A 26,217-nucleotide genomic window follows, 5' to 3' on the forward strand; every position below is an offset into this window, starting at 1 on the left:
AGGGGCTTATCCCGCCTTGGCACCAGCCTCTTCAAACCACTCGCGACGCTCGCTGAAGGTGTTCTGGATCAAGTCGACGATCAATTGCACCTGCGCCTCATGTTGCGACTGCACGTTGACGGCCATCCACACCTGACGCTGCATGGGTTCCATGAACAGCCCCGGCAATGCGGTCAGGCCCCGATCAAAACGGCTGATGTAACCCGGCAGCAGACCAATGCAGGCGCTGCAACGGATCATCTCCAACATCAACTCGTAGGAATCGACCTGGGCAACCCCCGCCAGACGCTGGTCGACCAAGGTATTCCACGGGCGAAAACTGCCGATCTGCCGGTCAGGCTGCCACTGCACCAGCATGTAATCGGCCAGGTCATCGGTGCTGTCCGGCCTGGCCGCGACCCGCGAATAGCGCTTGGCAATGTGCGGCAGGTAATCCAGACGCGCGAGTGGCCACGGTTCGGTAATCGCAAAACTCGGCCCTGGCAACGGTGAGTCAACGCTGGCCAGCCACAGCACCACATCGGCGCTGATCGCTTGCAGGGACAACTCGCTGTCCAGGGAAATGATCTCCAGCCGGACGCTGGCGTTGCGGCGCAGCAGGGAAATCAGGTCACGGCCAAGGATGTCATGCAGGATCGACTCGGCCACCGCCAGGCGAATCAGCGGTTGCTCGATCACCGGCAGCTTGCGTTCATGAGCCAGCGCCACCAGTTGCGCCTGCAACTGCTGCCCTTCACGGCTCAGGGTCAAGGCGCTGCCCTGATAGCTGAACAGCGAGCGACGCAACAGCCCCTCGAGGTGGGCCAGTTGCTTGCGCAGCAGCGTGGATTTGATATTGAGGCTGCGCGCCGCCTGCATGAAGCAACCGCATCGGGCGCTGACCAGAAAATACTGGGCAACGTCCGGGTCGATGTCGTCGACCAATGCCAGCCAGGCATCGGGATTGGCGTTCGTGACGCGATAGTCGGTAACACCCAGGCGTCCTGTGGGTTCTATGAATGACATCGATGACTCCCTGTCGATCTTGTTGGGGTGAGCGTCCATTGCGTTTGAAGCTGATGATTCAGACGGTTGCCGGGCAACCGATCACGGGCAAACCGGATCGCCACACGGCTCCTGCAGAAACCGTGCAGCCATCGCGCACCCCGCGTGCGAGCAAGACCTGCTCGCGATGGCGTTGTTTGAATCCCCGTAGAACTAAAGTTTCTCCTCCAGCACTTTATTCAACTGCGCCCCGTCGATACTCAAGGTCGCGGTGTTGAGCATGCCTTCCAGGTATGCCTTGGCGATCTGTTCCTGACGCTGGGCACGCAAGGCCTGGGTCAGGCGATCCCGCAATTCGTCCAGCGTGGCCACGCGCGCCGGTTGGTGCTCGGTGAGCTTGATCACATGGAACCCCGCCGTGCTCTGCACCGGATCGGCCACCGCGCCGACCTTCAGCCGCGCCACGGCCACCCGCACTTCCGGCACCAGTTGCTGCAAGGGTTGCAACCCGGTGTCCCCACCGCGTTGTGCGCTGCCCGGATCCTGTGAGTACTCAGCAACCAGCGCCGTGAACTCGGCGGACGACATGCCTTGGGCCTTTTTGCTCAGGTCCAGCGCTTGCTTGCGCACCGCGTCGAGGTTTTGCGGGTCCGGCGTGGCGAGAAAAATCTGGCTGACGCGGTACAGCGCCGGGGTCATCCAGGCCGACTTCCCGGTGTCATAAGCCTGCTGCAACTCGGCTTCGCTCGGGTAGCCGGCCGGAACCTGGCTGACCGACTGCAAGTAGTCACGGAACACGATCTGTTCGGTGGCCGCACGGGTTTGCAGCGCAACGTCCGGGCGCTGCGCCCAACCTTGGGCATCGGCCTGTTCCAGCACGGCTTTTTGCGCCAGGCGCGTGCGGATCCAGCTTTCCAGTGCCGGGCGATCGCCACGCAACTGCTCGCGGGACTCGACCGGCAACGCGGCGAACAACGCCTTGAGCTCATCGGGTGCAACGATCTGATTGCCCAGGCGCGCCACCGCCTCGCCCTCCGCGCCGACCTTGGGCAGTGTCGGCGCAGGCGTTTGTGCGGCCACCGGGTCAGCGCCCGGGCGCATGCCCAGGCCGACCGCGATCACCAGCAAGGCCAGCGCACCGGCGCTGGCCACGAGGGTGCGTTTTCTCACAGGCTCTGCACCTCTTCCTGAGGCACGGGTTCGGTTTTTTCAGCCTGGGCCTGCAACTGCGCGGCGTGCTGGCTGTAGTCACGCAGGTAAACGATGAATTCCTGAAGCAGGCGGTCCCACAGTTCCAGGTTGCTGCGCAGGTGATCGACGCTGACACCGGCGGCTAGTATCACGTCCATTTCCATCACCAGGAACTCGCCCTGCACCGACAACCGGGCAAACCGGCGCGAGGCGTTCCACAATTCGGCCAGCCCGGCCGGCAACTCACCTTGCACCCGCAGGGCGCAACTGAAGGTGAAGTCGACAAAACTGCCCTGATCCGCCGCCGGGTTACCGAAACGCACGGCGTAACCGATGCCCTGGCTGGCGCTGAGCAGTTGCACGATACCGTTCTGTTCGGTCTGGTTGACCCGATAACCGGCACCTTGCAGGACGTCGGTCAGGGATTGCGGGCTAACGCTGACGATCAGTTGCGCTTGAGTCATGGTTGATTCTTCCTTGGTCATCAATGAGCCGCTGCCTGAGGGGCATCGAACTGAGTCTTGTACAAATCGTCGCCAAAGCCTTGGGCCAGTTCCTCGAACCTGACCCGGGCACTGCCGGCGAACGGTTGGCGAATCTTCATGACTTCGCTCACATCGATTTTTTCGTAAGCCTGGAGAATCTCCTTGGCCACGCCATACATCTGCTGATTCTTGACCGAACATTGCTGCACTTGTGTGTCACGTTCGGCCAATTGCGCCTGAAGCTTAGACCGTTCTGCCTCTTTGCCACGGGCCATGACCAATAGCTCGTCGTAAGCCTGTTTGAACTTGCCGATCTGCTCGCTGCTGGCGGCTGCCTGCGCCTGGGCACGGCTTTGCAGGCTGTCCTGCTGACCGGTCAACTGTTCCGACAGGGCCTTGGTCTTGGCCAGTTCCGCCGTCAATTGCTTGATCTGCGCTTGAGACGCCTTGGCCTGGTTCTCGGCGGCGATCCGCGCAGCGCTGGCCTGGGCCTGTTCGCTTTGCAGCGATTGCAATTGCGCGGTGGTGCTGCGCAGTTGCGTGCGCAGGCGTTCTTCCATGCCTTCGGCCGACACGCCACTGGCGAAACACACACCGACGGCCAACAACATGTACGTCCAGCGGGGCCCTGGGCTCGCATGTTCATGACGGTTCTCCCGGCGCCTTAGAAGCGCGTGTTGATTTCAAGCTGCAAGACATCGATGTCGAACGGCGCGCCATACACCGCTTCGGAACTCAGCCAGCGGCCGGTGGCGAAGACGTTCTTGGCCAGCCCATAGTTGCCGCCCATGAAGTAACCCTTGGCGTTGGTCCCGCCGAGGTGGAACGAAGAGTCGTTGAAGCCGTCCGGCAAGGCATCCGGCTGGATGTACTTGTAGCCGGCGAAGAAGTTCCAGTCGCCCTGCTTCTTCAACTCCAGGCTGTTGCCCAGGGTGAACTGGACCATCCAGGCATTGGCGCCACTCTTGATGTTGCCGTCGCTGTCGAGGTTGTTGACGATCTGGCCTTCGGAGCGCTTGCGCATGTCGCCTTCGTCGTAGCCCAGGTTGTGGATGTAGTTGCCCTGGCTGCGCAATTTGAAATCTTCCGGCAGGTCGGTATCCCAGACCAGGTTCAGGTCCAGCAGGTTGAACTCCGAGGCCAGGCCGACGAACTGCGGCTGCGGCGTGGTTTTCGGGTTGAGCGGGTTCGGCGTGATGTCGCGCAGCAGGAACACGCTGTTGCCCTTCTGCATGAATGCCACGCGGGTGCCGTCGGTGTCGCAGCCCGGCGCACCAGCCCAGGGTTCGCAAGGGCTGGAGCGCTGGCCTTCGATGTCGTCGAAACGGTAATAGGCCAGCGCACCCTTGAGGCGGTTGTGGCTGTTGAGCGCCCAATTGGCGCCGATCTGCGCGCCGTACAGCCACTTGTTGTCGCTGTCTTCCTTGTCGGTGCCGTTGCTGGTGGACGTGTCGTTGGTGTATTCCACCGGGAACGCACCGACGGTGCCGAACACGCCCCAGTTCTGGCTGAGTGCGTGATTGAAGGTCGCGGCCACACCGTCGAAATTCAGGTCGTTGGAATAGAGCATGTCGGTGGAATAGAACGGGTTGGCGATCCGGCCACCGGTCAGGGTCAACTCCTCGGACGGCTTCCAGGTCAGGTAACCCTGGTCGAGCCAGATGTCTTTCTTGCCAAAGCCTCCGCCCAGGGTTTGGGTGGTCGACACCGGGTTGTTGTCGGAGCCGGTGCCAATGCGGATGCCCGCTGACCACTGCGGCGCAATCACCGCTTTCATGCCCAGGCGAGCGCGCAGGCGGAACAGGTTTTCCCGGTCTTCACGGGTATTGAGCAACGGCGGCAGGCTGGAACTGCTGTTCGGGTTGACGTCGTAAGGGCCTTTGTCGTTGAGCTTGGCGAAGTCGACGATCTGGTTGCTGTTGCTGCCCGAGTAATAACGCGACTCGTCACGCAGGCGGATATCGCCATCGAAACTGATGCGTGACACCCAGTCCGGGAAGGTGTTGGGCTGCGCCCAGTTTTCCTGTTTGGCGGTGGCCATGACCTCAGCCTTGACCTGGTCACGAATCTGCTCGCGAACAATATTCGGCACGTACTGCACGCGCACATCCCCCGGCGCGGCGGCCGGGCCCGCGGCCACCGCGGTGGCGGTCTGACGCGCCTGTACCGCTTCCTTTTCTGCCTGGGCGATCAGGCCTTCGGCCTGGTCCTGCTTGAGCACGCCTTGCTGCACCAGCAAGCGGATCAGATTGATCGTGGCGTTTTCCGAGGGCGCAGGCGCTGCCGCCGCGTGCCCGACCAGGGTCGCGATGACCATGCCGACCGCCAGGGACAATCGATTCACGTTGGAAATCATCTGCACACAACTCCTTTTGGCAAAACTGCAAAATATGTCGGTTAACCCGGACGCCGCCCTTGCAGGGACAGGCGCACGGGTAAAGTCATGGAGGCCGGGGGCCGTTCCTGTAAATGCGGTGCGGCGCGCAATGCTGCGAGTACCTGGGCGTCGACCTCGGGGTTGCCGCTGGACTTCACCAGCTCGACCCGGGTGATCTCGCCGACGCTGCTCAGCCAGACATCGGTCTGCAGCGAAAACGCCAGGTTGCGCAGGTCCGGGTTCTCCCGCAGCAAGCGCTGGAAGGTGAACGCCAGAAACTGGCTGTAGGTGCCGTTACCCAGGCGCCCGCCTCCGGCGCCAGCCATGCCGCCGCCCTTGCCGGCGCCGATGTTGAAGGCGTCGTTGCCGGACTGGGCGTCGCCGTCCATCTGCATCGGGTTGGCCAGGTCGTCGACCGGGCTCGGCGGTGCCTCTTCTTCAGGCTTGACCTCCTCGGGTTCGGGCGTTGGCTCGGGCTCGACCACCTTCTCTTCGACTTTCGGCTCCGGCTCCTTGGGTTTCTCGGGCGGCGGAGGTGGCGGCGGTGGCAACGGAATAATCGTCGGCACCTTCGGCGCTTCGCGGCGCACGCCGCTCATGTCGTGGGCCCACTGCCAGAGCAGCCAGGCCGCACCGGCACCGAGCAGCAGCCCGGCGCCCCACTTCACGAAGCGCATCGGTGACTTCTTCACGGGTAACGGGTTGATCGGCTGGTGTGCGGTCATGGTCAGCCCTGGCTCGGTTTGCCGGTGACGAGACCGACCTGGGACAGTTCCAGGCGCCGCAGCAAGTCCAGCACCTCGATCACCTTCTGGTACTGCACCGTCGCATCACCGCGCACGATCACCGGGAAATCCGGGCTCTGGGCCTTTTCGATACGCAAGCGGTCTTCAAGCTCCGCCAGGGTCACCGGGTAGGCATCGAGAAACACCTGCCCGCCATCATTGACCGAGATCGCCTTGGTCTTGGCTTCGGACAGCGACACCGAGGCGCTGGCCTTGGGCAGGTTGATCTGAATCCCGGACACCTGGGCGGTGGCGGTGAGGATGAACATCACCAGCACCACCATCAGCACGTCCACCAGCGGTGTGATGTTGATGCTGTCGACCGCCGCGTCATCGTCATCGTCGTGGGAAGCGTTCACTGAAGCCATGGTCGTTCCCCTCAGGCCGGCACGGTTGAATTGAGGTGATTGCCACGCTGGTGCGCGGCCTCACTGAACTGGCTTTCGCCGTGCATTTCCGCCAACCGGGTGATGAACTCGTCGACAAACACCCGCATGTCCGCGCTGACTTCCTTGTTGCGGGTGATCAGCCGGTTGTAGCCAAACAGCGCGGGGATCGCGACGAACAGGCCCATGGCGGTGGCCAGCAACGCGGCGGCCATGCCCGGTGCGATGGCATTGATGTTCACGTCGCCCGCCATCGCGGTGCCGAGGAACACCACCATGATTCCCAGGACCGTGCCGAGCAGGCCAATGTACGGGCCGCCGGCAATGGCGTTGGACAGGGTCGAGAGTTTCGAACTCAGTTGCTGGTTTTCGCGGGTGCGCACGCCGTCCATGGAGCAGCGAATGGCTTCGATGGTCGCCGCCGACACCGACGACGTGTCAGCGCCCTGCTCGCGGCGGGTGCGGATTTCCTTGACCGCCACCAGGTACAGGCGCCACAGCGACGAATGTGTCAGGCGCTGGGCCAGTTCCTGGTCGTCGGCAAACATCTCAAGACGCGTACCGACCTTGGCGAACTGTTCGCGGAACACTTCGTTGGCAGCGCTGAGGCGGCTGACCATGCGGTTCTTGCGGATCATGATGACCCACGACTGGAACATCATCAGCACCAGCACCGCGATGATCACCCAGGCGTCGATGGGCACCGCGTTGAGCAGAAAGCCCAGGCTGCCGAAACCGAACCCTGACTGTTCTTCGTCGACACCGTAAGCCACCAGTTTCGACTCGGCGCCCTGGGATGTGGCATCGGCCAGCAGTAACGCGGCTGGACGTGCGACCTTGGACAACCGCAGTTCGTCCATCGCGCCATGGAACGGCTGATAACTGCTGAGGGTGCCTTCGGTGACCGGCAGGTCGGCGCCGATGGCCATGACCGAATTAAACGCCGGAATCGCCACCGCGAGGCTGGCCGCTTCACGACCGTTGACGAACAACACCACGTTGCTGCCTTCGGCGGTCAAGGCCAGATGTTGCCATTGGCCAGGGTTGAGCGGCTGGGTCGACACCACGCGCTGGCCGTCGATTTCCACGAACGGCAGCCCCTGCTTGAGGCCGATCAACAGGCTGCCGGTCCCTTCCCGGCGCGCCAGTAACATCTGCTCGCCAGTGGCCTGATCGAGTCGCAACCAGGCGCTGAAAGTAAAGGCGCTGCCAGCGTTGTGTTGCAACGAAGGACTGGCCGGCAACAACAGCGGCTGACCGCTGAACTGCAAGGCATGCCCGATCACCCCGTCGATGCTCGCGCCGGTGGCGCTTTGAGCGGTGTTGCCGTAGGCCGTGGTGTCACGGGCCGGCGTGCCGTTGGCGCCATCGAAGTGATAGAGCACGGTGTAATTGGGATCGAACGTCAGCTGACCGTTGCCGGTGGCCGGGGCCTTCTGGTTGCCGTAGTACATCCAGATGTCCTGGCGCTGGCCGCCCTCGACCTTCGGCACATCGACCCAGATCAGCGCCATGCCCATCAGCGGGTCGAAACTTTCGATCTGGTGATTGAGCACGGTTTTATCGTCCGCCGCGACAAAACGCAGGTCCGCCCCGTCCTCCTTGACCCCGTCAAAGGTGAAGTTGCCGGTGTGCAGGCGCACCAGCAACGCGGTGCGACCCAGGGCCTCGTTGATGGCCGCGCCCTGAGGCGTGGTGTCGACCGAGATCTGTTTGCGGTAATGCCAGTCGTCCTGCCACCAGGCCTGGGCGGTGGCCGGGAGCACGAAGCCCAGGCAGATCAACACAGCAATGAATAGGCGTTGCATGACAAATACTCCGTAGGTTCAAAACGTCGCTTGCAGGTTGAAATGCAGGCGCGATTCCTGCTTCGAGGTGTTCGGCCCATCCAGCAGCGGATAGCCCCAATCCAGGCTGCCGGACAGCCATTTGCTCAAGCTTGCGCGGGTGCCCAGGCCGACACTCGCCAGGCTGTAGTCGGCTTCCTGATCAGGAAGCTCGTCGCGCAGGGACAACCGCGCACCTTCGGCAAAGGCGTAGAAGCGCCACTCGTTGACGTAAGTGCCCAGGTACTTGGCCAGGGAAGGCGTGCGCAGTTCCTGGGAGATCAGCAAGCCGTCATCCCCCGTGCGTTCGGCTGCCAGGTAACCGCGCACCGACGTTGCACCACCGGCGGAGAACTGTTCGTTGGAAACCAATGGCCCGGAGGCGAGTTGGAAGGCGGTTTTGGAAGCGGTTTGCCAATCGCTGGCGAAGGTGAAGGTGTAATTCAGGTCGCCCTTGAGCACGGCAAAACTGGGGTTGGCGCGGTAGCGCTTGTAGTCGAAGTCTTCGTCGGAGCTGCCATAGCCAAACAGGCTGCGGGTGCCCGCCACCAGGCTCAGGCCCAGCCCCAACTGGGAGCTTTCGGTGTAGCGAAAGCCGTTGTAGGCGAAGGTGAATGGCGCGTATTTGAGCGGCACCGTGTCGCGTTCGCCGCCCAGGGTCAGTTGTTCCTTGAAGTCCTTGAAGTCCACGCCGGCCGAAAACGAGTTCGCCCAGTTACCGGTCGCCGGCAGGCTGTAGATCGCCGAGACCCCGTAGGAATGGCCCTTGCCCAGGACGTTGCTGCCACCGATGGTCGCGACGTTGCTGTCGGACTGGTAACCGGCCAGTTGCACGGTCCAGCGCTCGCTCAACGGTGCGCTGTAGGAGCCGGACCAGACTTTGGCGTTGTCGGTGTCCTGCGGCGCGGTGAAGTAGGTCAACGAAATACTGTGGCCCAACTGCCAGAGGTTGTTATAGCCGAGCGTGGTCACGGCCCGCAGTTTCTCGGTGTCGGCGCTGTAGTCGTTGTTCAGGCCGATGCTGGCCTGCCAGGGGTTCTGGTCTTCCACCTGCAAATCGACGTCCATGGTTCCCGGCCGCTGACCTTCGCGCACCAACGGCATGACCTGACGCCCCGGGGTCTTGTTGAGGCTGGCGAGTTCGCCCTGGACCTTGCTGAAGTCCGGCACTTCGCCTTCCTTGAGCGCCGGCACCTCTTCGCGGATGTCCAGCGGCGAGTAGTGTTTGGCGCCGACCACCCGGACCCGGCCGACCTTGGTTTCACTGACGTGCAGGTAGACGATGCCGTCCTCGACCTTCTGCTCCGGCAACTCGACGAACACCGACTGATAGCCGCGCGCCTGATAGACCTTCTGCAACGCCTCGCGGGCGCCTTCGATATCGCTCAAGGCTTTTTGCGGGCCGAGAAACGGGTACACCGCTTCCTCGATCGCCCGCGCATCGAGCACGGTGTTGCCGCGCACGAAGTACTCGTTCACATCCACTAACTTCGCCGGCGGCGCAACCTCCTCGGCCATCACCGGCTGCACCAGCATCGCCGACACCAGCCAGCCGCACGCCGGCAGCCAGCGTGCGGTTCTGCGCGCTCGCCCGGGTTTGAAAAAATGCTCCACACCACCCCCTGAATTCGAAAAGACTGCATACCGCGTGTTCGCAACCACCGTCGCTGTCTGTACAGCGTTTGGTGCGCTCAATTGCTGCTGGTCGATGTGGTGGCGTGTTTCGCCAGCCAGCTGTGCAGCAGCGCAAAGTTCAGGGAGAACTCAGGCATTTGCAGCAAGGCCCCGCAGAACACTTCACCGATGACTTTCTGGATCAACTGCACCGCCCGCGGGTTGTTCAGCAAGGTCGCGATGGCGTTGTTCAGGACGCTGAAGCTCCAGACTTTCTGGTTCAGGTCCAGGCCGACGAACCAGCGAAACAGCAGGTTGTAATTGAGTTGTTCGTAGAGCTGTTGCTCGCTGGGCACCGAATAGAGCAACTGCAACAGCAGGATGTGCATGACCGTTTGCGGCGCAATCAGCATGCCGGGCTCGGCTGCGAGGCCCTGCAACAGGTCGCGATGCTCATCGAGCAAGTCGTCGATCTGCGGACGCAGCAACACCAGCGAATGCCCCGGCGGGATGTAGCTGGACACTTCCTTGAGCGCGCCCTGCCAATCGTCCTGGGACACAATCCAGACCCACGGCGCGCCGTAGCGATAGACCGACACCGGCTTCTTGCGCGCCGCTTCGACGATCTTCGACAAACGTTGGTCGAGCTCCTGCATGCCTACTTTCGAGTAACGTTCCATAGTCCCCATTGCCTCACTCCTGGCGTGCTGCTCGCGCCCGGGAAAGTGGCCAACCGGCCGCCCCAGCGCTTCACCTCTCCAAGACAGGACTGGCCATGGGCTACCGAACTTTTGTCATAAAAGCTTCATTTCAAAAGTAAGAGCCGTAGCCGAATACGTGCCGCTGCCGTTGTTATGGCTTTGGCTTTTGACCTTGATCTACCCGCCCCTTCGGAAGGCCGAGTGGAGGTGTTCAGCAGGGGGTTGGCGCGCAGCGCCGTACGGCGCAGCCGGACACATCGAGAGGAGGTCGTCGCGAAGCAGACCGTAGGCGATGCCCCCTGATGAATGCCGGAGCGAGGGAACACCGAGCCTTGGCGAGGTGCCGTACGCTTGGGGCGAGCGTTTTTGCTTACTTTTTTGGCGTCTGAAAAAAGTGAGTCGCCGTAAGGGCGAAACCCTAAGCGGCCGTTACCGCAGGAATGGATATGTACACCTGAAAAGGATTAGTCGGCTGTCAGACCGCTATCGCGAGCAAGCCCGCTCCCACATTTTGGACGGTGGACATCTGCGAGAGATTGGGCGGTTGTCAGGTCGCCTTCGCGAGCAGGCTCGGCGCCTACAGCTGGATATGGGGATCGTGGAAAAAAAAGGGTGACCCGAACGGCCACCCCAAAGGTTTACAACGAGAGAACTTATAACGTCAGGTTGCCCCGCTCTTCTTGCGTCAACTGCTGACGCGCCTGCTCAGTGAGCTCACCCGCCCCCAACACCTGCACCGGGCTCTGCGGGTTGTAACCCGGCACCGGCGCACGGCTCGCACCTTCACGGGACGGCGCCAATTGCTCCTGGCCAAAACTCAACACCTGCACGGTAAACACCGACGGCTGATTCTGTCGCTGGGCCGCCTGCTGCTGGCGCGCCACATCCTCGGCGGCCTGGGTCGCCGAGGTCGCAGCCGAACTGGCCGAGGCAATCGCCCCGGTATTGACCGACGCCACCACCGGCACACCCGACGACTTACCCTGGGTCTGGATGTTCGCCGCGTTCACCACCTGCAACGCCGCAATGTTCACGTTCCCCGAGACACGGATCCCCGCCTCGCCCGCATCGATGGTGCCCAGCGGCGCGATCAGGTCGATGTCGCCGGGCGTCACCTCGGCAATCGGGTTCAAGGTCGCGATCCCCGCCCCGGTGCTCGGCACTGAAGGCGACAACGTGACGTTGCCCCACATGTCATAGGCGCGCTTGGGCGGGGTGTAGACCACCGTGGTTTTCGAGCCGCGCCCGGCGTTGATGTCACCGCCCGCCGACCAACCCATGATCGAACCACCGAACGTGGTCATGATCCGGCTCTGGCCCAACAGAATGCTGCCCTGTGAGTACAACTGGATGTCCCCGGAGCCTTGGGTGATCACGCCTGCCGTGGAGGGCGGTGCGTTGCCTTCGACGCCGAAGATCTGCTGTCCACCGGGCGTGAGCACCTGGATGTCGCCGCCGAAATCGGTATGAACCCCCGACCCGCCGTACAACGTGACGTCGCCGTCATAGCGAATGCTGTTGCCCGCCACGTCCTTGCTCGGGAACAGCGCGGCAATCGCCTCGCGCCCCCGCACATAGCTGCCGCTGCGTGCGCCGCCCACGGTGTTGTACTCACGGCCACTGGCCTTGAGCTCGGCGAAGTAGATTTTCCTGGCAAACACGTTCTGTTGTTCGGTCGGCAATCTCGCGAAGAACGCCGAAGCCTGGGCCTCACCGCCCCGGTAGCCAAACCGCTCGAGCAACCACTGATTGAGCTCGACACTGTAGGTTTTCAGCGCCGTGCCCGGTTGCAGGTAACGCGCCAGCAGCCCTTTGTAGTTCGGGCCTTGAGCACCGGCCCCCGCGATCAAGGCAATCGAAGCCCCACCGTCGCGAACCACCGCCCCCGGATCGACATTGCCGAGGCTGTTGAAGGCACTTTCCTGATACACCTGCCCCACACCGGGACCCGAGCCATACAGATTGCGGCCGGCACTGACCTCCAGCAAACCCGGCCCTGCGACGTTGAATGTACTCAGGCGAATGTCCCGACCGGCCGACACCACCGAAATATCATCAGGGCGGCTGTGAACGATCAGGTTGCCGGTGGAATGACCCTCCGGTATGCCATTCACCCCGGTTGGCACGAAGGTGAAGGTGTTCAACGGTGTACCGGCATTGACGATGTCACGGCCGGCCATCACCCGCAGCGGGCCGTTGCCTTCGTAACGGACTTCGTTGCCATTGGCCGGATAGCGCAGGATCTCTCCGGTGCGCAAGCCGACAATGTCACCGTTGACCGCGTAGAACCGCACCGGTTCGCGCTCGGCGTAATGCTGGTTGCTGAAGGTATTGGCCGCGAAGCTGAACAACGGAAATTCGCTCGGTGAGAACTGCAGGCCATTGCCGTAGTTGGCGTAGAGCGGCTGGACCATTGCCCCGCGATACCCTGCAAAGGCGGGGCGAAGGGGGCTGGACATCGCCGCCGGATCGGCACCGGACTGGGTCACCGCATAACCCCCGGCATAAATCGAATCGCCGGCAATCAGTTGCAGTTGGCCGGTGGCCGACGGTGCGGTCATCAGCGAAACCGGGGCCGACTGCCCCGTTGCCGCCGAGGCAGAAGCGCCGTAGTACAGGCTGCCGTTCGGTGCAGTGGCCCGCAGGATCGACGGATAGACAAAGCGTCCGCCGGTTGCAACAGCATTCGCATCGCCCGGGATTTCGGTCGCGACAATGGGGGTCAGGTTGCCACCGGCACTGAACAGGTCGATGGCCGTGTTCGTGGTCCATAACGAGAACTGGCTCAACCCGCCACCGTCACGCAGGATGCCGTCACGGTCGGTGAAACCGGTGGAGTTTTGCATCACCACCCGCCCAGGATCGCCGACACCCTGCAGCACCAGGTCGCCACGGCTGTCGAGGCTTACGCCAGCATCCCCCGGCATCACAATCAGCCCGCCCTGCGCTGCCGCTTTTGTGGCCACGTACACGTCGTAGGCACGGGACTCCTGATTGTCCTGCAAGGGCGCAAAGCCGCCATACATCAGTTTCAAGGCACCGACCGAGCCAGCTTCAAGCCTCAATGCGCCCCGCGTGTTGATCAACGCCCCGTTGAGGTCGGTCGCCGCACTGGTCAGCAGCCGCGCGGTTTGCGACGGGTTGAATCCGCCGCCGACCTGCACGTTCAAGTCGCCGCCACCGGTCTGCACCAGGCGGCCATCGCGCGTCACCCGGCCACTGCTGCCGACGGCCAGCACCAGCCCCTGGCTGCGCTCGGCCGCCGCTCCCGGAGCGGTCTGCTGTTCGCTCAACAATCCAGCATCGCCTGCCACGTTGACGCTCAGGTTGCCGCCACCCAGCGTGCCGATGCCGGTGAACCCGACCAGCACCGGGGCGGTGGCCGCCGACGACGGTTGCAAGGCAAAAGTGCCGTAGTTGATCCACCATGCGGTCGGGATCTGCGCATCCGGGTTGGCCGTCACACCGGTCCCCTGACGCCACAACCAGCCGCCCACCCCGGACGACGTTTCGCCCATGGAAAACGTGGTGTTCATCGCCTGGGCGTTTCGCCTGGAATCGCCTTGCAGGTCACCGCCCACCACCAGCCGCACGTTCCCGCCCTGCTCCGGGTACCAGGCTTTGTGAGCCGCGCCCACGGTCAAGGACTCATAAGCGCTGCCGTCCGGCCCCAGCACGGTGCCATCAGGCAAGCGCCCGCGAGCCTGCTGATAAGGATCATGGGCACCCGGCGCCAACGACGCCGACGGTGTGCCCGCGGTGTACACGCCATACAGCGACTGCATGCGCAAATCACCGGCGCTGAGCAGGTCGAGATCCCCGGTGCCGGTGCGCAACACACTGAACAGTTGGCCTTGCGGGGTGACGGTGGTCGTTGGCGGTGTTGGCGGCCCAACCGGTACGGCGATGCAAGAGTCGGGGAAGATATCGCACCAGAACAGGTCATCCGGCGAAACCGGCGTGCCTTCCGGGTATTGAAGGTAGTTGTCCGGCCCCCAGACAAACCCGGTGCCCGGCGTCACGCCCGGCGTCGTTACGCGCTTGGCCATGTAATGCCCGTCGGCCAATTGCAGGTTGCCGTTCTCGGCATGGGGACGCGTCAGGCGCGTATCGGCCGCCGTGGTGTCGGCACCCGCCACCAGCCGCATCGACCAGGATTGCGAACCGTCCGGGAGTAACGTCGCCAGTGCCCAGTTACGACCCTGAACCCCGCCGTTGCTCGGACGCAGTTCGATCAGGTCGACGCCCGTCGCCAGTTTGACGTCGGTGCCCACCGCAATCAGTGCGCCCACGCCCAGGGACAATGCGCCGCGCTGGGTCAACCCGACGGAGGGCAGCGCCACGCCTTTGGGCCAGGTGGCGCCCTGGACTGTCATCGGCACGGACAGCCGACTGCCGGCATCCAGTTGCGTGCCGACCGCCAGCGTGACGCCTTGGCTCAGTATCGTTCCTGCGGCGAACAGCAGATGACCGCTGCCATCATGAATCGCCGCGTGCAACAGCGTCCCGGCCGGCAGGCTCAACGCCGCATCGAGGCTCAACGTCGTCGGCAACTCGGTACCCGCCGGCAAGCTCAACGCCTTGAACGGCACCGCGTAGTTCAAGACTTTGCCACCCGGATACAGCGTGTCTTCGGCCAATTCGACGCCGCTGCCCGGCACAATCAGGTCATCACCGTAAGGCTGCTTGCCCGGTAGCAGCAACCAGCCATTGCCATCGGTGCGCTGAGTCGGATCGCCCACCTCGGGCGGAACGAAACCATCGGTGATGCTGCCGTAGATGTTCAGGTTGCCACCGGCACGCAGCACCAGATTGCCCGACTCGCCGGAGCCGTAAACCGAAGTCTTTTGTGTGTGCGGGTTAAGGCTGGCGTAGCGATAACCGGACAGGTCGAGATCGCCCTGCACCACCATGTCGCCGTCCGTGGTCTTGCTGACAATTTCCACGCCGGGGCGCAGGTGGAACGCATCGGCGTAGGTGGCATTGTTCAACCCGGCCAATTTGCCGTGCAGCAGCGTGTCGTTGACCAGCGCGGCGTTGATGAACGCCTGGCTGTCCGCATGTTTGCCATCCAGATAAGCCTGATCGATCACTTGATACGGCCGGCCGCTGGTGGCAGGCGTGGTGCCATCGGGTGCATCGGTGTAGCGCGCAGTGCCGTTGAGGGCAATCGAACGCGCCCCCTGAATGTTCAGGTTGCCGCTGGCATCGATGGCGATGTCGCCATACCTCGGATCATCGGCCCGCAAGCGTGGTGCATTGAGTTCCAGGGTACCCCGAGGCTTACCATCGTTTTGCCCGGCAGCACTGCCGATAGCCGCCGCCGTGCCGTGGCGCAGGTCGAAACGCGCACCACTGGCGAGGGTCAACTGGCCGTCGCCGGCGTTGAGCTCGATCACGGCCCGGTTCGGGCTGTCGATGATCTTGCCGTAGCTGTCGACCCGCAGTCGGGTCCCGTGGGTGTCGAGCAGTGCGCTGGCGCCAATGCTCAGGCCCTGCCTACCCGCCAGACGAATACTGCCGACCCGCTCGCCGCTGGCGTCGACCGTGCCGACCACGCTCAGGCTGCCGCCATCCACCGAAACGTTGATGTCATTGGCCTTGAGCTCGTTGCCGATCACCAGGTCGCCCTGCTTGATCTGGAAGCTGCGCGAGCCAAACACCTGATCGCGGGTCAGACGCTGGTTCAGCGCTGCAAAATCACCCAGCCGTTGCCCCCGCAGGTCCACCGCCCCGCCCGCGTACGGCACCAGCGTGCCACCGGCGTTGTAATAGCCGCTGGCCGCACCGAGGATATGTCCTTGCAGATCAATCTGCCCGGCATCGGCATCCAGAGCGATGGCGGTCAACAGCCCCGCGCGGTTATTGCGCGCACTGAGATCGACGGTCGAACCGGATGCCTGCCGGATGTTGCCACTGCGGCTGTCGAGGATCAGGTCGCCGCCCCAGCTGTACTTGCGCACATCATTGAGGACTTGTTCACGTCCGGCCAGATCAATCAGCGCGCGGTCGCCCAGTACCACATCGCCACTGGCCGCCAGGGTCAACTTGCCGCTGGGCAAACGCACCGTGCTGTCGAGCAGCAGGCTGCGACCTTCCAGAGCCAGTTCCGCGCCCAATGCCGCGTTGCTGCCCGGCGCCGCGACGCGGCCCGGCACGCCGGCCACGGTGATGGCGCCACCGGCCTTGATCCGGTTGATGGAACCGGCCTCACCGGTCCACAGCGGCGTATTGACCCGCAGGTCGCCGCCCGAATAGCCATAGCCGCTGCCACTGACGTATTCGCCCCGCGACTGGTAAACGTTCAGCGCGCCTTTGTGGTTGGCGCTGATCCGCTGATTGGCGTTCAGGCTGACCTGGGCAAACCCCAGCGTCAGGCGTTGCAGGGTGTCGACATTGTTCGGCTGGGTGCTCGGGCCATAGCCGAATTCCAGCACATCGGTCTGGATATCCAGCACGCCGCTGCCGGTGCCCGGCCCCCCGCCGATGGGCGCGCCGGCCGGGGTCGCGGCGCCGTTCCAGACCAGCGTGCCAGTGCGGATGCTCGCCCGGTCCCCGACGGCGCCGTAACCGTAGATCGCCGGAGTACCCAGTACCAGCCGTTGCAGGCTGGACTTTCCGGTCAGTGGGTCGAGGGTACTGAGTTCGGCGTTTTCATAAAAATTGACCGAATCACGCACATTGAACACCAGGTTCTCCAGGGCCGGAGCGCCCTTGAGCGTGTCGCCGCGCAGCAACCGGTTCAAAACCTGCTGGTTGAGCGTGAGCCCTTGAGGCAAGGCATTTCGCTCATGTGCGGCGGCCAGTGACTGTTCGGAACCAATGTTGATTGAACCGACCGCCAGAGCCAGGTTGCGCGTGCCGAAACGTACCGATTCGTCGAGGCTGAAGGTGTTATCGGTGGCCGCAGTAATCGTCCCCCCGGAGTACAGCTCGGTCGTGCCGCTGCACGCCGACAACGTGCACAGCCCGATGCGGATCGAGCCCGGGCCCGATGTCCCGTTTGTGGCCACGGAGGGCGGGAGCATGTCCAGCCAACCGTTGGAGATCGCCAGCAGACTGTTTGCGCCCGGGTCATACACATAGCCGCTTTGCGAATCGAAAGGTGCCTTGCCCTGCCCCAGCGTGTTGATGCTCGCGCCCTGTTCGATGACGATCCCGCCTGCCTTGACGTTGGTCACCAGGAACACTTCCCCGGCCTTGAGGCTCGCACCCTGACGCAGGGCGATGTTGCCGAGCGTGCCGGTGAAGGTCACCTGATTGCCGCCCTGGCCATACAACACGCCCGGCAGCACACCGATCGACAGCCGTGGCGCCTTCAACCCGTTCAGCGCGCTGTCATACAACGAAAGTCCGTTAAAACCAGGCGTGACAGCCTGCCCGGCCGCCAGCACCTCGAGGTCATAGCTCGTCGAGAAAACACCCACGCTGCCGGCCAGCCCGTCCTTGGCCGGGGTGAAGTTCGCCCGCCCGTTGAAGCTCAAGGCACTGGCCGGATCGCCCGTGCCGGTGAATTTCAGGCGCAGGGTTTTACCATCGGCCTCGATCATCGGACGCGGCACGCCCTTGAGCGCGGCGTCGGCCTTGGCGAAAGCGGCATAACCGGTTTCGTTGTACTGCGAGTAGCGGCGCAGCACGTCGGCCGAAGTCAGAATCACCTGACGCGACAGCGCATCCGCAATCCCGGTGTTGGCAATGGACACACCTCCCGAGGTCGCCCAGGAGCCGTTGCGCATCGCCAGGCTGCCGGTCAGTTTCCCGGCGCTGGCCAGCCCGTTAAGCTCGACCCGGAAAGCCCCCGGCAACAATGCATAGGTCGATGGCAGCAAGGTGTAAGTGCCCGCCGGCAACCCCGGAACCCCGGCATCCAGGGTGATGCGCTGGCCAATCACCGGGTCGCGCACGTCACGCTCACCGGCGGGCGGCGCATAGGCCCGTTGCTCACCCGGAACAATGGCATACACCGGGTTGGTGCCCAGCCCCGGCAGGACAAAGCGGCCATCGGCGCCCACCTGTACCAGCGGGTTAAAGCGCGCATCGGTGGAACCACCACGCCCGGAAATGAACCCCGCACCAGCCAACTCGCCGCCACCGGACAGATCGACCAACGCCTGCGGCTGTACGTCGATGCTCTTGGCGGTCATCGAAAGCCCCATCGAGAGCACGTTGACCGAGGCGCTGCCGCCGACCCCGAGCAACTCCACATCCTTGCCGTTGTAGCGGTAGGACAAACCGTCGACGGTGCCGCCATAAGGCAGGTTCAATCCCGCGCCACTGACCGACGTCACGCTGCCCGGCAGCAGGCGCAGGGTCCGGGTATTCCCGGCATCCACGCCCAGGCTCAGCATGCCCAACGGCGCACGCACCACCCCGCCTTGCAGCAGCGTCCCGGCATCCAGGCTCAGCGAACCGAACACCGAATACGGCTGCGCCGGGAGCAGGTTGCTGCTGCGGCCGATGCGCAACGTCGAATCGGCGGTGGTCCGGATCAGCGCCTTGGCGCCCGTGGTCGGGTAAATCTGCGCGGCGAGCAGGCTCAAATCGGCGTTGCTGTGCAACTGCGTGCCGATGGCTTCAACGTTCAGCGGGGAACTGGCGAGCAAGCGCAAGTCCCCGCGGCTGTTCAACTGTGCCAGCGCAAAACCACGCCGGTCGACCGTCAAGGACGGCCGCTGTTTCTGCTCCAGCGTGCCGTGGGCACCGAGGGTCAGCACATCACGCAGGTCCAGCAGGTCCGCGTCGACCTGCAAGTGCGCGGCGCTGTCCTGAAGCGACAAACCGCCCTGCACGGTCGGCCGTAATGCAGACTCAAGCCCGCCCCTGGCGGTTGCCCCGGCCAGACGCACATAAGGCGCGGCCAGCGACACCCGGCTGTTGCCCGCCGAAGTGTCGGCCAGAGCCAGGGAACCGGCGTAGAGATGCAGGCTTTGCCCGAGGTTCAGCGCAACGTCGCCGTCGAACGACAGAATGCCGTTGCTCAGCAAGGTCAGGTTATCGAAGCCTCCGGCAGCGACTTTGCCGACGTCCAGCCGCGCCCTGCCGTAAGTGAGCCCCGCGTCCGTCGAGACCACGCCCGGCCCTTGACCGAGGACCAGCTCACGCGGCAAACGCACCTTGTCGTCCACGGTGGCGGTCAGGTACTGCGGGGTTTCGAGTGCCACCGACAAGCTGCCACCCGCCACACCTTGGCCACCGGCTGCGGCCATCAACGTACCGTTGAGCACCAGGCCATTGTTGGAACTCACGGCAATGCTGCCGCCCGCGCTGGCGATACGCGTCGGGCCCTGACCGCGCACATCCAGTTCAGCCTGACTGCCGTTGGCCAGCAACCGCGCGCCCTGCTCCAGCACCACGAACAGGTCCGGCGCCGTGGCCGTGCCATTGCTGTGATCGACACTGCCGCCGACCACGATGCTGCCGCCATCGGCCACTTGCCCGAAACGCCGCCCTTGGGCATCGACCGCCGTCACCGCACGGCCCGACACATCCAGCAAGGCGTGCTCACCCACGCGGATCGAGCGCTGATGCGGCGCCTCATCGACCGCTTGCCCCAGGCGCACGCGCACGGGCTGAATCTCGCTCAGGACAATTCGCCCGCCCCAGGCGTCTAGCTGCCCATCGACAGTCAGTTGGCCGATGCTGCCAATACTCAGGGAGCGTCCCGGATCGACACTGATCCGCGCCCCTTTGCCAATCACGGCGGCAACGCTCTGGCGTTCGGCCGCGCTCGACAGTTCGGTCCCGGCGCGCAGGCTCAGGTCCGCGCCTTTGCGCGAAGTCAGCAGCCCCTTGACCGGGTCTTCCGAATAGCGCGGCGGCGTCCACACTTGCAGCACCGACTGTGGATCGACACCGCTGGCGCTGCTTTGAGCGTTGTCGGCGAGACGATAAGCCGGCAGCGTCACGTCCACCTGAGTGCCGTCCGCGACGATCAGGCCTTCGTTGCCGGTGATGTCGTAGGCCGAAAAACCCTTGGCAAAAAAATCGCCGCCCAACACCACCCTGCCGGTTTCAGCCACCGGCGGCTGATCGCTGATCAACACCTTCCCAGCCTGCACGTTCAGGGTGCCCCCGCCGTCGACACCGTAGCCGCGAATCTCGCCGTCGATCACCAGCGCCCCGGCAGCCCCGGTTTTGTTGGCATTCGCCGCCAGTGTCAGGTCACCGCCCTTCCCGCCTCTTTGCTTGCCGTCCGCCAGCAGCGCCGCACCCGACGACACGTCCACGCGGCTACCGGCCGCCAGCGTCGCATCGCCGCTGCTGCGCAGGGAAATGCTGCCGCCATTGAGGAACGCCAGGCCCGCGCTGTCATTCGGGTTGTGCTGCAAATTGCTCCACACGCCACGGGTATCGAGGGTGACGCCCTGGCCCACGCTGACCACGGCACGTTTGCCCGGCGCGGCCTCAAGCGTGGTGTCCTCGACCCGCAAGTTGCTGCTCATCTGGTTCAGCACGTTGCCGAGTTGCAGGCTGCCGCCGCGTGCGGTCAGGTTGGCCGCGACCTCGATGTGCGGCCCATACAACGTGATGTTGCCCGCCGGGGCGACGTGCAGATCGCCGTCGACTTTAATGCTGTCGCTCGCCGCAATTTTGATCGCGCCGAGGTTGAAGCCATTGAGCCGGTCACTGTTGAGGTACAACGCCCCTTGACGGTCTTCGGCCACGGCGTCGCTCAGGTTCAGTCCCGCCGCAAGGTCGCGTACGTCGTGGCCAAGCACAACATTCTTCAGCGTATTGGCGGTGGCCCCCAGGCTGTATTGCAAAGCACCGCTGCTTTTGACGAAGTACGGCACGTAGCTGCCGACCACCAGTTGCCCGGCGCGGGGCCACGGCGTTCTGCGATTGGTTGTAACCATCCAGGCCCACTTGCGGACGCTGCACCTGACGGTCGCCCTGGAACGTATCGCCGACGATCTGCCCCTCCAACACGGCGTTGCGAGTGCCGATCACCAGGCTGCCCGCATCACGGCCAACGCTGTAGCCGCTCTCGAAACGTTCACGCGGAGCAATCAGCGGGTTGTAGTAGAACGCCGTCTGCCCCCAACGCTGACTGTGGTCTTCATAGCCTTGGTAGAGCCCGGTGTAAAGAATGTCGCCCGGTGCGCGGGACAATTCATACAAACGACCATCGTTACCCTTGAGCCAGCTCTGTTTCACCGTACCTGCCTGCACATCGAGGGTGCCGCCAGAGACGTTGATCTGCGAGCCCTGCCGAGTCACCACATCGCTCCCGGAAAAACTCACGCTGCCGCCCTGGGCCATCCACTCGCCGATGCTGTGGTTGCGCGTGCCCAGGTAACCGCTGACCTCCAGCAAACCGCCCGCGGTGTACCAACGGTCGGTGGCGTAGCCGTTGGTGCCGGCCGGCACGAACACCAGCTCACGGGTGTCGACCCACACGTCCTTGCTGTTCAGCCCGCCCTTCTCACGGTTGCCCGAGGCGTCGCGCTGCTCATTGCCCTGGATGTTGACCTTGACGCTGTTGGACTCCATCGCGACCTTCACGCCGACCGCGCCGGACACGTCGATCACCGCACCGTCGCGCACCAGGCTGCGCTGGCCGGCGTGTACGCCGACCTGACCGCCAGTGGCCAGGGTGATCGAACCTTTTTGGAAATCCACTGTGCCGGCACTGTTGATCGCAATCAGTGACTGGTCGCGGCGGTAGCTGTCGCCCAGCGATACATCCCCGACACCGGGCGCCACAGGCGCCATCAGGCCGGTGCGCTGGCTGTCCAGCGCGCCGCTGCTGTCGAGCAGAATCGCGCTGGTGCTGCCCTCGCCCAGCGTCACATTGCTGGTGGCGTTCAGGTGCACGGTGCCGCGAATGTCCACCGTGGTGCTCGCCAGGGCAACGCCGTTTTGCCGCACGTCGTGCCCGGTCAGGCTGATATCGCCGACGGCGGCTTGCAACAAGCCGCTGTTGCTGACCGTGCCGGTGCCCGTGGCCGTGACTTCGTTGCCACGGGTGGTCGAGTTGGCATTGCCCTCGGTGCCGTAACCTTTCTTGATCACGAAACTGTCGCCCGCCGCCAGCGCCGCCTGGCCCTTGGCGGTGCTGATGGTCCCGGCGTTGCTGACTTCGTTGCCGAGCAGCAGCACATAACCACCGCCCGCCGTGGAAGAGGCCGGGGCATGGGTTTCAATCTTCGCGCCCCGCTCCACCACAACCTTGCCGCCAGCCTGGGTGAAGGTCGGTGCGGCGCCGGGGCTGTAGAGGCCGTTGCTCTTGAACTGACTGTCATCAAACGCCGTGGCTGCCGCCACCAGGTTGCGCACGTTGACCTGGCTGCTGCCACTGAACACGATGCCGTTCTGGTTGATGATCAGCACCGTGCCGTTGGCCTTGATCGCGCCCTGGATCTGGCTCGGCGCGGTCGAGTTGTTGACCCGGTTAAGGGCTGCCCAATCGGCGTTTTGCTGGAACTCGACGGTGGTGTTACGCCCGATGTTAAAGGTCTCCCAGTTGAGGATGGCCTTGTCGGCGGTCTGCTTGATCGACACCAGGGTCTTGCCGTTGGCGTCGGTCTGTACCGGCCCCTGGGCATTGATAAACGCCGGTTTGCCGTCAGCGCCAATCACCAGATTCAAGCCATTGCCGCCCAGACCGTTGTGCACGGTTTCGGGGCTGGCCATCGCGGCCGCACGCCCTGCCGCCTGCGCCGCTTGCTGCGCGGCAATCGCCGCCACGGTGTTGTTGAGGTGGGTCAGCGAACGTTGCAATTGCTGATTGGCCCGCTGCTGCTGGGCCAGCGGTGGCGCAGCCCCTGGCACTTGCGCATCGGGCCGTGCGGCAGCGGTTGTCTGCGCCGCGCCTTTGGCGGCAAACCAGCTGGTGCCGAACGCGGCGGGCTGCGCCGCCTGAGCGGAGCCCGCGAGCAGCATCAAGGCAATGGTCCGGGCCAACGGCTTGAGGTACAGCGAACCCGGTTCAAAAGGCAAAGGGACGGAACCATGCGCAGTGTCACGAGCCATCGGTTTTGATTTGGTTTTATGCAGACGCATCACTGCTGATCCTTTTCCCATTGCACAGAGTTGACCCACGCAGCCGCCCCAGGAAGGACGCTGCTGATACGTGATAGGCAGTTGAAAGCGCTCGGGACCGAACTGTTGTCATACAAAGTTCATCTGGCCGGGCGAACCCATGGTCGCTAAAGCTCACGGCGCATTGCGCGCTCATGCAAAACACCGGCAGCACCCAGCCGGGCGCCCCGATGTCGGCTGCATTACCAGGCGTTTCAGGGCCGCCCGCGACCGTTGCAGGCGTTGACATTGCCAATGTCGAGCCCATCGCCATAGGCGTCATCCAGAAAAACCTTCTTGATTTCTCCCGCCAGTTGAGTAGGCGTCGCAGCCGTGCCAGGCATCGGGACAAAGCCATTGAGGATGATCGACGGGGTACTGACCCCGGTATAGACGTCAGCCAGGAGCTTGCGGATAACAGAGGCATCGGCTGCGCTGGGGCACTGCCCTACGAGCATATTGATGTAACCCACGATAGGGTACTGACCCCCACCCGTCGGAACAGGAGTATCGAACGAACTGGCGCCGAAGGTCCGCACCCACTTCAACGGATTCATCCGGTCAGCGGACGACCCCAACGGGGAAGCCCACCCCAGGCCAGCCCTGATAGCGCTCACTGTCGGCAAGGGTGCCGCACCCTGTGCCATGTTGAGTTTGCTGACCCGCGCCACCGTGGCATTGTTGGGCGGTAGCGTAAACAGGTCAGCATTGCCATAACCGATGGCACCATCGCTTTCCTTGACCGCTGCCAGGACATCGGCGCTGCTCTTCACCGCTTTCCAGTAGGTCGGTTCAGCCCCCATATTGGCCGTGGTGAAGGTGCTGCTGACACTGAATCTGTTGGCACAAGAGTCATTGAGGAAGCGTGAGAGCAGCTCCGTGCTGCCGCTGCTCCCATCGCGGTAGATGACTTTGATCGGCATGGTGTCGCTGGTGCCCAAAATCTGGCCCCAGGTGCTCACGGTGCCGGAGAAGATGTCGCACAGTTGATTGCCGCTCAACTGCAAGGTACTGACACCCGATTTCTTGTAGGCAATGGCAACTGCCGTACCGGCAATTGGAATCTGAATCAGGTTTCCATAAGTCGCACCAAAACTGCTTTTGTATTGATTGAGTTCTATGGCAGTCAGTACAGACTCGCTGCTCGAAAAATCGACTGACGTGCCTGCCGGAAGACCGATCAATTCCGCGTTGTTGATCAGGAATGGGGTTTTCTCATTCGTTCCGGTGACGGGGAAGTAACCGGAACCGGTCGGCAACAGCGGTGGCGCCTTGGGCTGGGCTGGGTTGCCATTGTAAAGATTCACCGCAGAGCTCGTCCCGACGCCGACAACCGCAGCCTGGACGTTAATGGAGCACATACTCGCAAGGGCCAGCGTTGTAGCAAAAATCGTTCGCATAAACATAAGCACTCTCCTGACTGAGGCGATCCATTGCCAAGGCCCCGGTACAGCATTACGACCCACTGGCAACACTCGAAAAAACACCGGTAGCGCCGTAATGGCCGCTACCGGTGTGGGTTTCACTGCGCCACATCCTGTGGCTTCAAACTCTTGCCTTATGGGCGACCTTTACCGTTGCAAACGCTGACGTTGGCAATGTCCAGACCGTCGCCGTAGGCGTTGTCCAGGAAGACTTTCTTGATTTCGCCAGCCAGGCCGGTTGGCACGGCCGCGGTGCCTGGCAGTACCGAGAAGGCGTGCGCTTTGACGGTCGAGTCCTTGGTGCCGGTGTACAGGCTGGTCAGGAAGTTGCGAACCGCCGTGGCATCAGCCGCGGTGGTGTAGCACTGGCCGACCAGGAAGTTGGTGTAACCCACGATCGGGTACTGGCTGGCACCGACCGGTACAGCGGTGTCGTTCGCGGCGCTGCCGAAAGTCGGCACCCATTTGAGCGGGTTGGCGCGATCAGCGGCAGCCGGCACGGTGGCACTGCCGAGTGCGGCGGTGGTGTTGGCCAGGGTTGGCAGCGGAGCGGAGCCAGGGGCGACAGCCAACTTGCTCACGCGAGCAACCGAGGTGTTGCTGATCGGTGCAGGAATGTAGTCAGGGCTGACATAACCGATGGCGCCGTCGGTGAGGTTAAGAGGATTGACCACGTCGCCGCTGCCGGCCACGGCTTGCCAGTTGGCAGGCTCGGCACCGATGTTGGCGGTCGTGAACGTGCTGCTGACACCGAACTTGGTGGAGCAAGAGTCATTGAGGAAGCGCGAGAACAGCTCGGTGGTGCCGCTGCTGCCGGAACGGTAGATGACTTTGATCGGCGTGGTGTCGGCAGTGCCCAGAATCGGGCCCCAGGTGGTCACGGTGCCCGAGAAGATGTCGCACAGTTGCGCACCGGTCAGTTGCAGGTTGGTGACGCCGGACTTCTTGTACGGAATGGTGACCGAAGTACCGACCGCCGGGATCTGGATCAACTTGCCGAAGGTGGCCGCGTTGGCGGTGTTGTAGTTAGCCAGTTCGGTTGCGCTGAGTACCGAGTCGCTACCGGCGAAATCCACTGGGGTGCCGGCAGGCTGGTTGATCGAAGCCGCTGCGTTGGTCAGGAAAGCGGTCTTGCCGCCGCCGCTGCCTACGCCGGTGTAGCTGAAGTCAGTCGGCAGCAGGCGTGGCAGTGGCGATGCACCGTTGTAGAGTTTTTCCGGCAGCGTTGCACCGCCACCCACAACAGCGGCCATGGATTGGGCAGAGGCCAGTGCGGCAACAGCCAACGAGGCTGCGATCATAGTGCGCTTAAACATGAAGAAGCTCCTTTCGTCGTGTTCGTACGTTGGGTTCAATACTCGTGCGTGACGCCATGGCGCTCGATCCATCGCCTTGATCCAGACGGGTTGTTGGGTGAGGCC

Annotated in this window: 12 protein-coding genes and 1 pseudogene; all 13 read right to left on the reverse strand. The window is 63.4% G+C overall.

What is annotated here, in order from left to right; all coding sequences use genetic code 11:
* Positions 1-6: 6 nt before the first annotated feature.
* Positions 7-1,005: a LysR family transcriptional regulator gene (locus tag AABM54_RS14040; RefSeq protein ID WP_347900578.1), complete on the reverse strand. Its 999-nt coding sequence runs from the start codon at positions 1,003-1,005 to the stop codon at positions 7-9.
* 192 nt (positions 1,006-1,197) lie between these two features.
* On the reverse strand, positions 1,198-2,154 hold the full coding sequence (locus AABM54_RS14045) for a peptidylprolyl isomerase (RefSeq protein ID WP_347900579.1): 957 nt from the start codon (positions 2,152-2,154) through the stop codon (positions 1,198-1,200).
* Positions 2,151-2,639, reverse strand: a complete 489-nt coding sequence (locus tag AABM54_RS14050; RefSeq protein ID WP_347900580.1) for a YbjN domain-containing protein — start codon at positions 2,637-2,639, stop codon at positions 2,151-2,153. The genes AABM54_RS14045 and AABM54_RS14050 overlap by 4 nt, the downstream gene beginning before the upstream one ends.
* Positions 2,640-2,659: 20 nt before the next feature.
* The gene (locus AABM54_RS14055) at positions 2,660-3,271 is read right to left on the reverse strand and encodes a DNA repair protein (protein WP_347900582.1); all 612 of its coding nucleotides are present in this window, start codon (positions 3,269-3,271) and stop codon (positions 2,660-2,662) included.
* 53 nt (positions 3,272-3,324) lie between these two features.
* Positions 3,325-5,016, reverse strand: a complete 1,692-nt coding sequence (locus AABM54_RS14060; protein WP_347900583.1) for a putative porin — start codon at positions 5,014-5,016, stop codon at positions 3,325-3,327.
* 41 nt (positions 5,017-5,057) lie between these two features.
* Complete coding sequence (locus tag AABM54_RS14065) at positions 5,058-5,762, reverse strand: energy transducer TonB (protein WP_347900584.1); 705 nt, start codon at positions 5,760-5,762, stop codon at positions 5,058-5,060.
* 2 nt (positions 5,763-5,764) lie between these two features.
* Positions 5,765-6,190 carry a biopolymer transporter ExbD gene (locus tag AABM54_RS14070; RefSeq protein ID WP_282317374.1) on the reverse strand — a complete coding sequence of 142 codons (426 nt, stop codon included), beginning with the start codon at positions 6,188-6,190 and terminating at the stop codon, positions 5,765-5,767.
* An 11-nt stretch (positions 6,191-6,201) separates the two neighbouring features.
* Positions 6,202-8,016, reverse strand: coding sequence for a DUF2341 domain-containing protein (locus AABM54_RS14075; protein WP_347900586.1), 1,815 nt, complete (start codon positions 8,014-8,016; stop codon positions 6,202-6,204).
* A gap of 18 nt (positions 8,017-8,034) precedes the next feature.
* The gene (locus tag AABM54_RS14080) at positions 8,035-9,570 is read right to left on the reverse strand and encodes a ShlB/FhaC/HecB family hemolysin secretion/activation protein (RefSeq protein WP_347906200.1); all 1,536 of its coding nucleotides are present in this window, start codon (positions 9,568-9,570) and stop codon (positions 8,035-8,037) included.
* 155 nt (positions 9,571-9,725) lie between these two features.
* Entirely contained in the window at positions 9,726-10,337 is a 612-nt protein-coding gene (locus tag AABM54_RS14085; RefSeq protein WP_347900587.1) for a transposase, read from the reverse strand.
* A gap of 665 nt (positions 10,338-11,002) precedes the next feature.
* A pseudogene (locus AABM54_RS14090) lies at positions 11,003-23,324 on the reverse strand (filamentous haemagglutinin family protein).
* 263 nt (positions 23,325-23,587) lie between these two features.
* Positions 23,588-24,898, reverse strand: a complete 1,311-nt coding sequence (locus AABM54_RS14095) for a substrate-binding domain-containing protein (protein WP_347900589.1) — start codon at positions 24,896-24,898, stop codon at positions 23,588-23,590.
* A 32-nt stretch (positions 24,899-24,930) separates the two neighbouring features.
* Positions 24,931-26,112, reverse strand: a complete 1,182-nt coding sequence (locus tag AABM54_RS14100) for a substrate-binding domain-containing protein (protein ID WP_347900591.1) — start codon at positions 26,110-26,112, stop codon at positions 24,931-24,933.
* Positions 26,113-26,217 lie beyond the last annotated feature (105 nt).

Origin of the sequence: Pseudomonas purpurea (assembly GCF_039908635.1) — a bacterium.
Lineage (GTDB): Bacteria > Pseudomonadota > Gammaproteobacteria > Pseudomonadales > Pseudomonadaceae > Aquipseudomonas > Aquipseudomonas purpurea.

Bases quoted from the DNA above. Each gene is read 5' to 3' on its own strand.
- AABM54_RS14040 (WP_347900578.1), bottom strand. From the start codon at position 1,005: ATGTCATTCATAGAACCCACAGGACGCCTGGGTGTTACCGACTATCGC.
- AABM54_RS14050 (WP_347900580.1), bottom strand. From the start codon at position 2,639: ATGACTCAAGCGCAACTGATCGTCAGCGTTAGCCCGCAATCCCTGACC.
- AABM54_RS14055 (WP_347900582.1), bottom strand. From the start codon at position 3,271: ATGTTGTTGGCCGTCGGTGTGTGTTTCGCCAGTGGCGTGTCGGCCGAA.
- AABM54_RS14060 (WP_347900583.1), bottom strand. From the start codon at position 5,016: ATGATTTCCAACGTGAATCGATTGTCCCTGGCGGTCGGCATGGTCATC.
- AABM54_RS14065 (WP_347900584.1), bottom strand. From the start codon at position 5,762: ATGACCGCACACCAGCCGATCAACCCGTTACCCGTGAAGAAGTCACCG.
- AABM54_RS14070 (WP_282317374.1), bottom strand. From the start codon at position 6,190: ATGGCTTCAGTGAACGCTTCCCACGACGATGACGATGACGCGGCGGTC.
- AABM54_RS14075 (WP_347900586.1), bottom strand. From the start codon at position 8,016: ATGCAACGCCTATTCATTGCTGTGTTGATCTGCCTGGGCTTCGTGCTC.
- AABM54_RS14080 (WP_347906200.1), bottom strand. From the start codon at position 9,570: ATGCTGGTGCAGCCGGTGATGGCCGAGGAGGTTGCGCCGCCGGCGAAG.
- AABM54_RS14085 (WP_347900587.1), bottom strand. From the start codon at position 10,337: ATGGGGACTATGGAACGTTACTCGAAAGTAGGCATGCAGGAGCTCGAC.
- AABM54_RS14100 (WP_347900591.1), bottom strand. From the start codon at position 26,112: ATGTTTAAGCGCACTATGATCGCAGCCTCGTTGGCTGTTGCCGCACTG.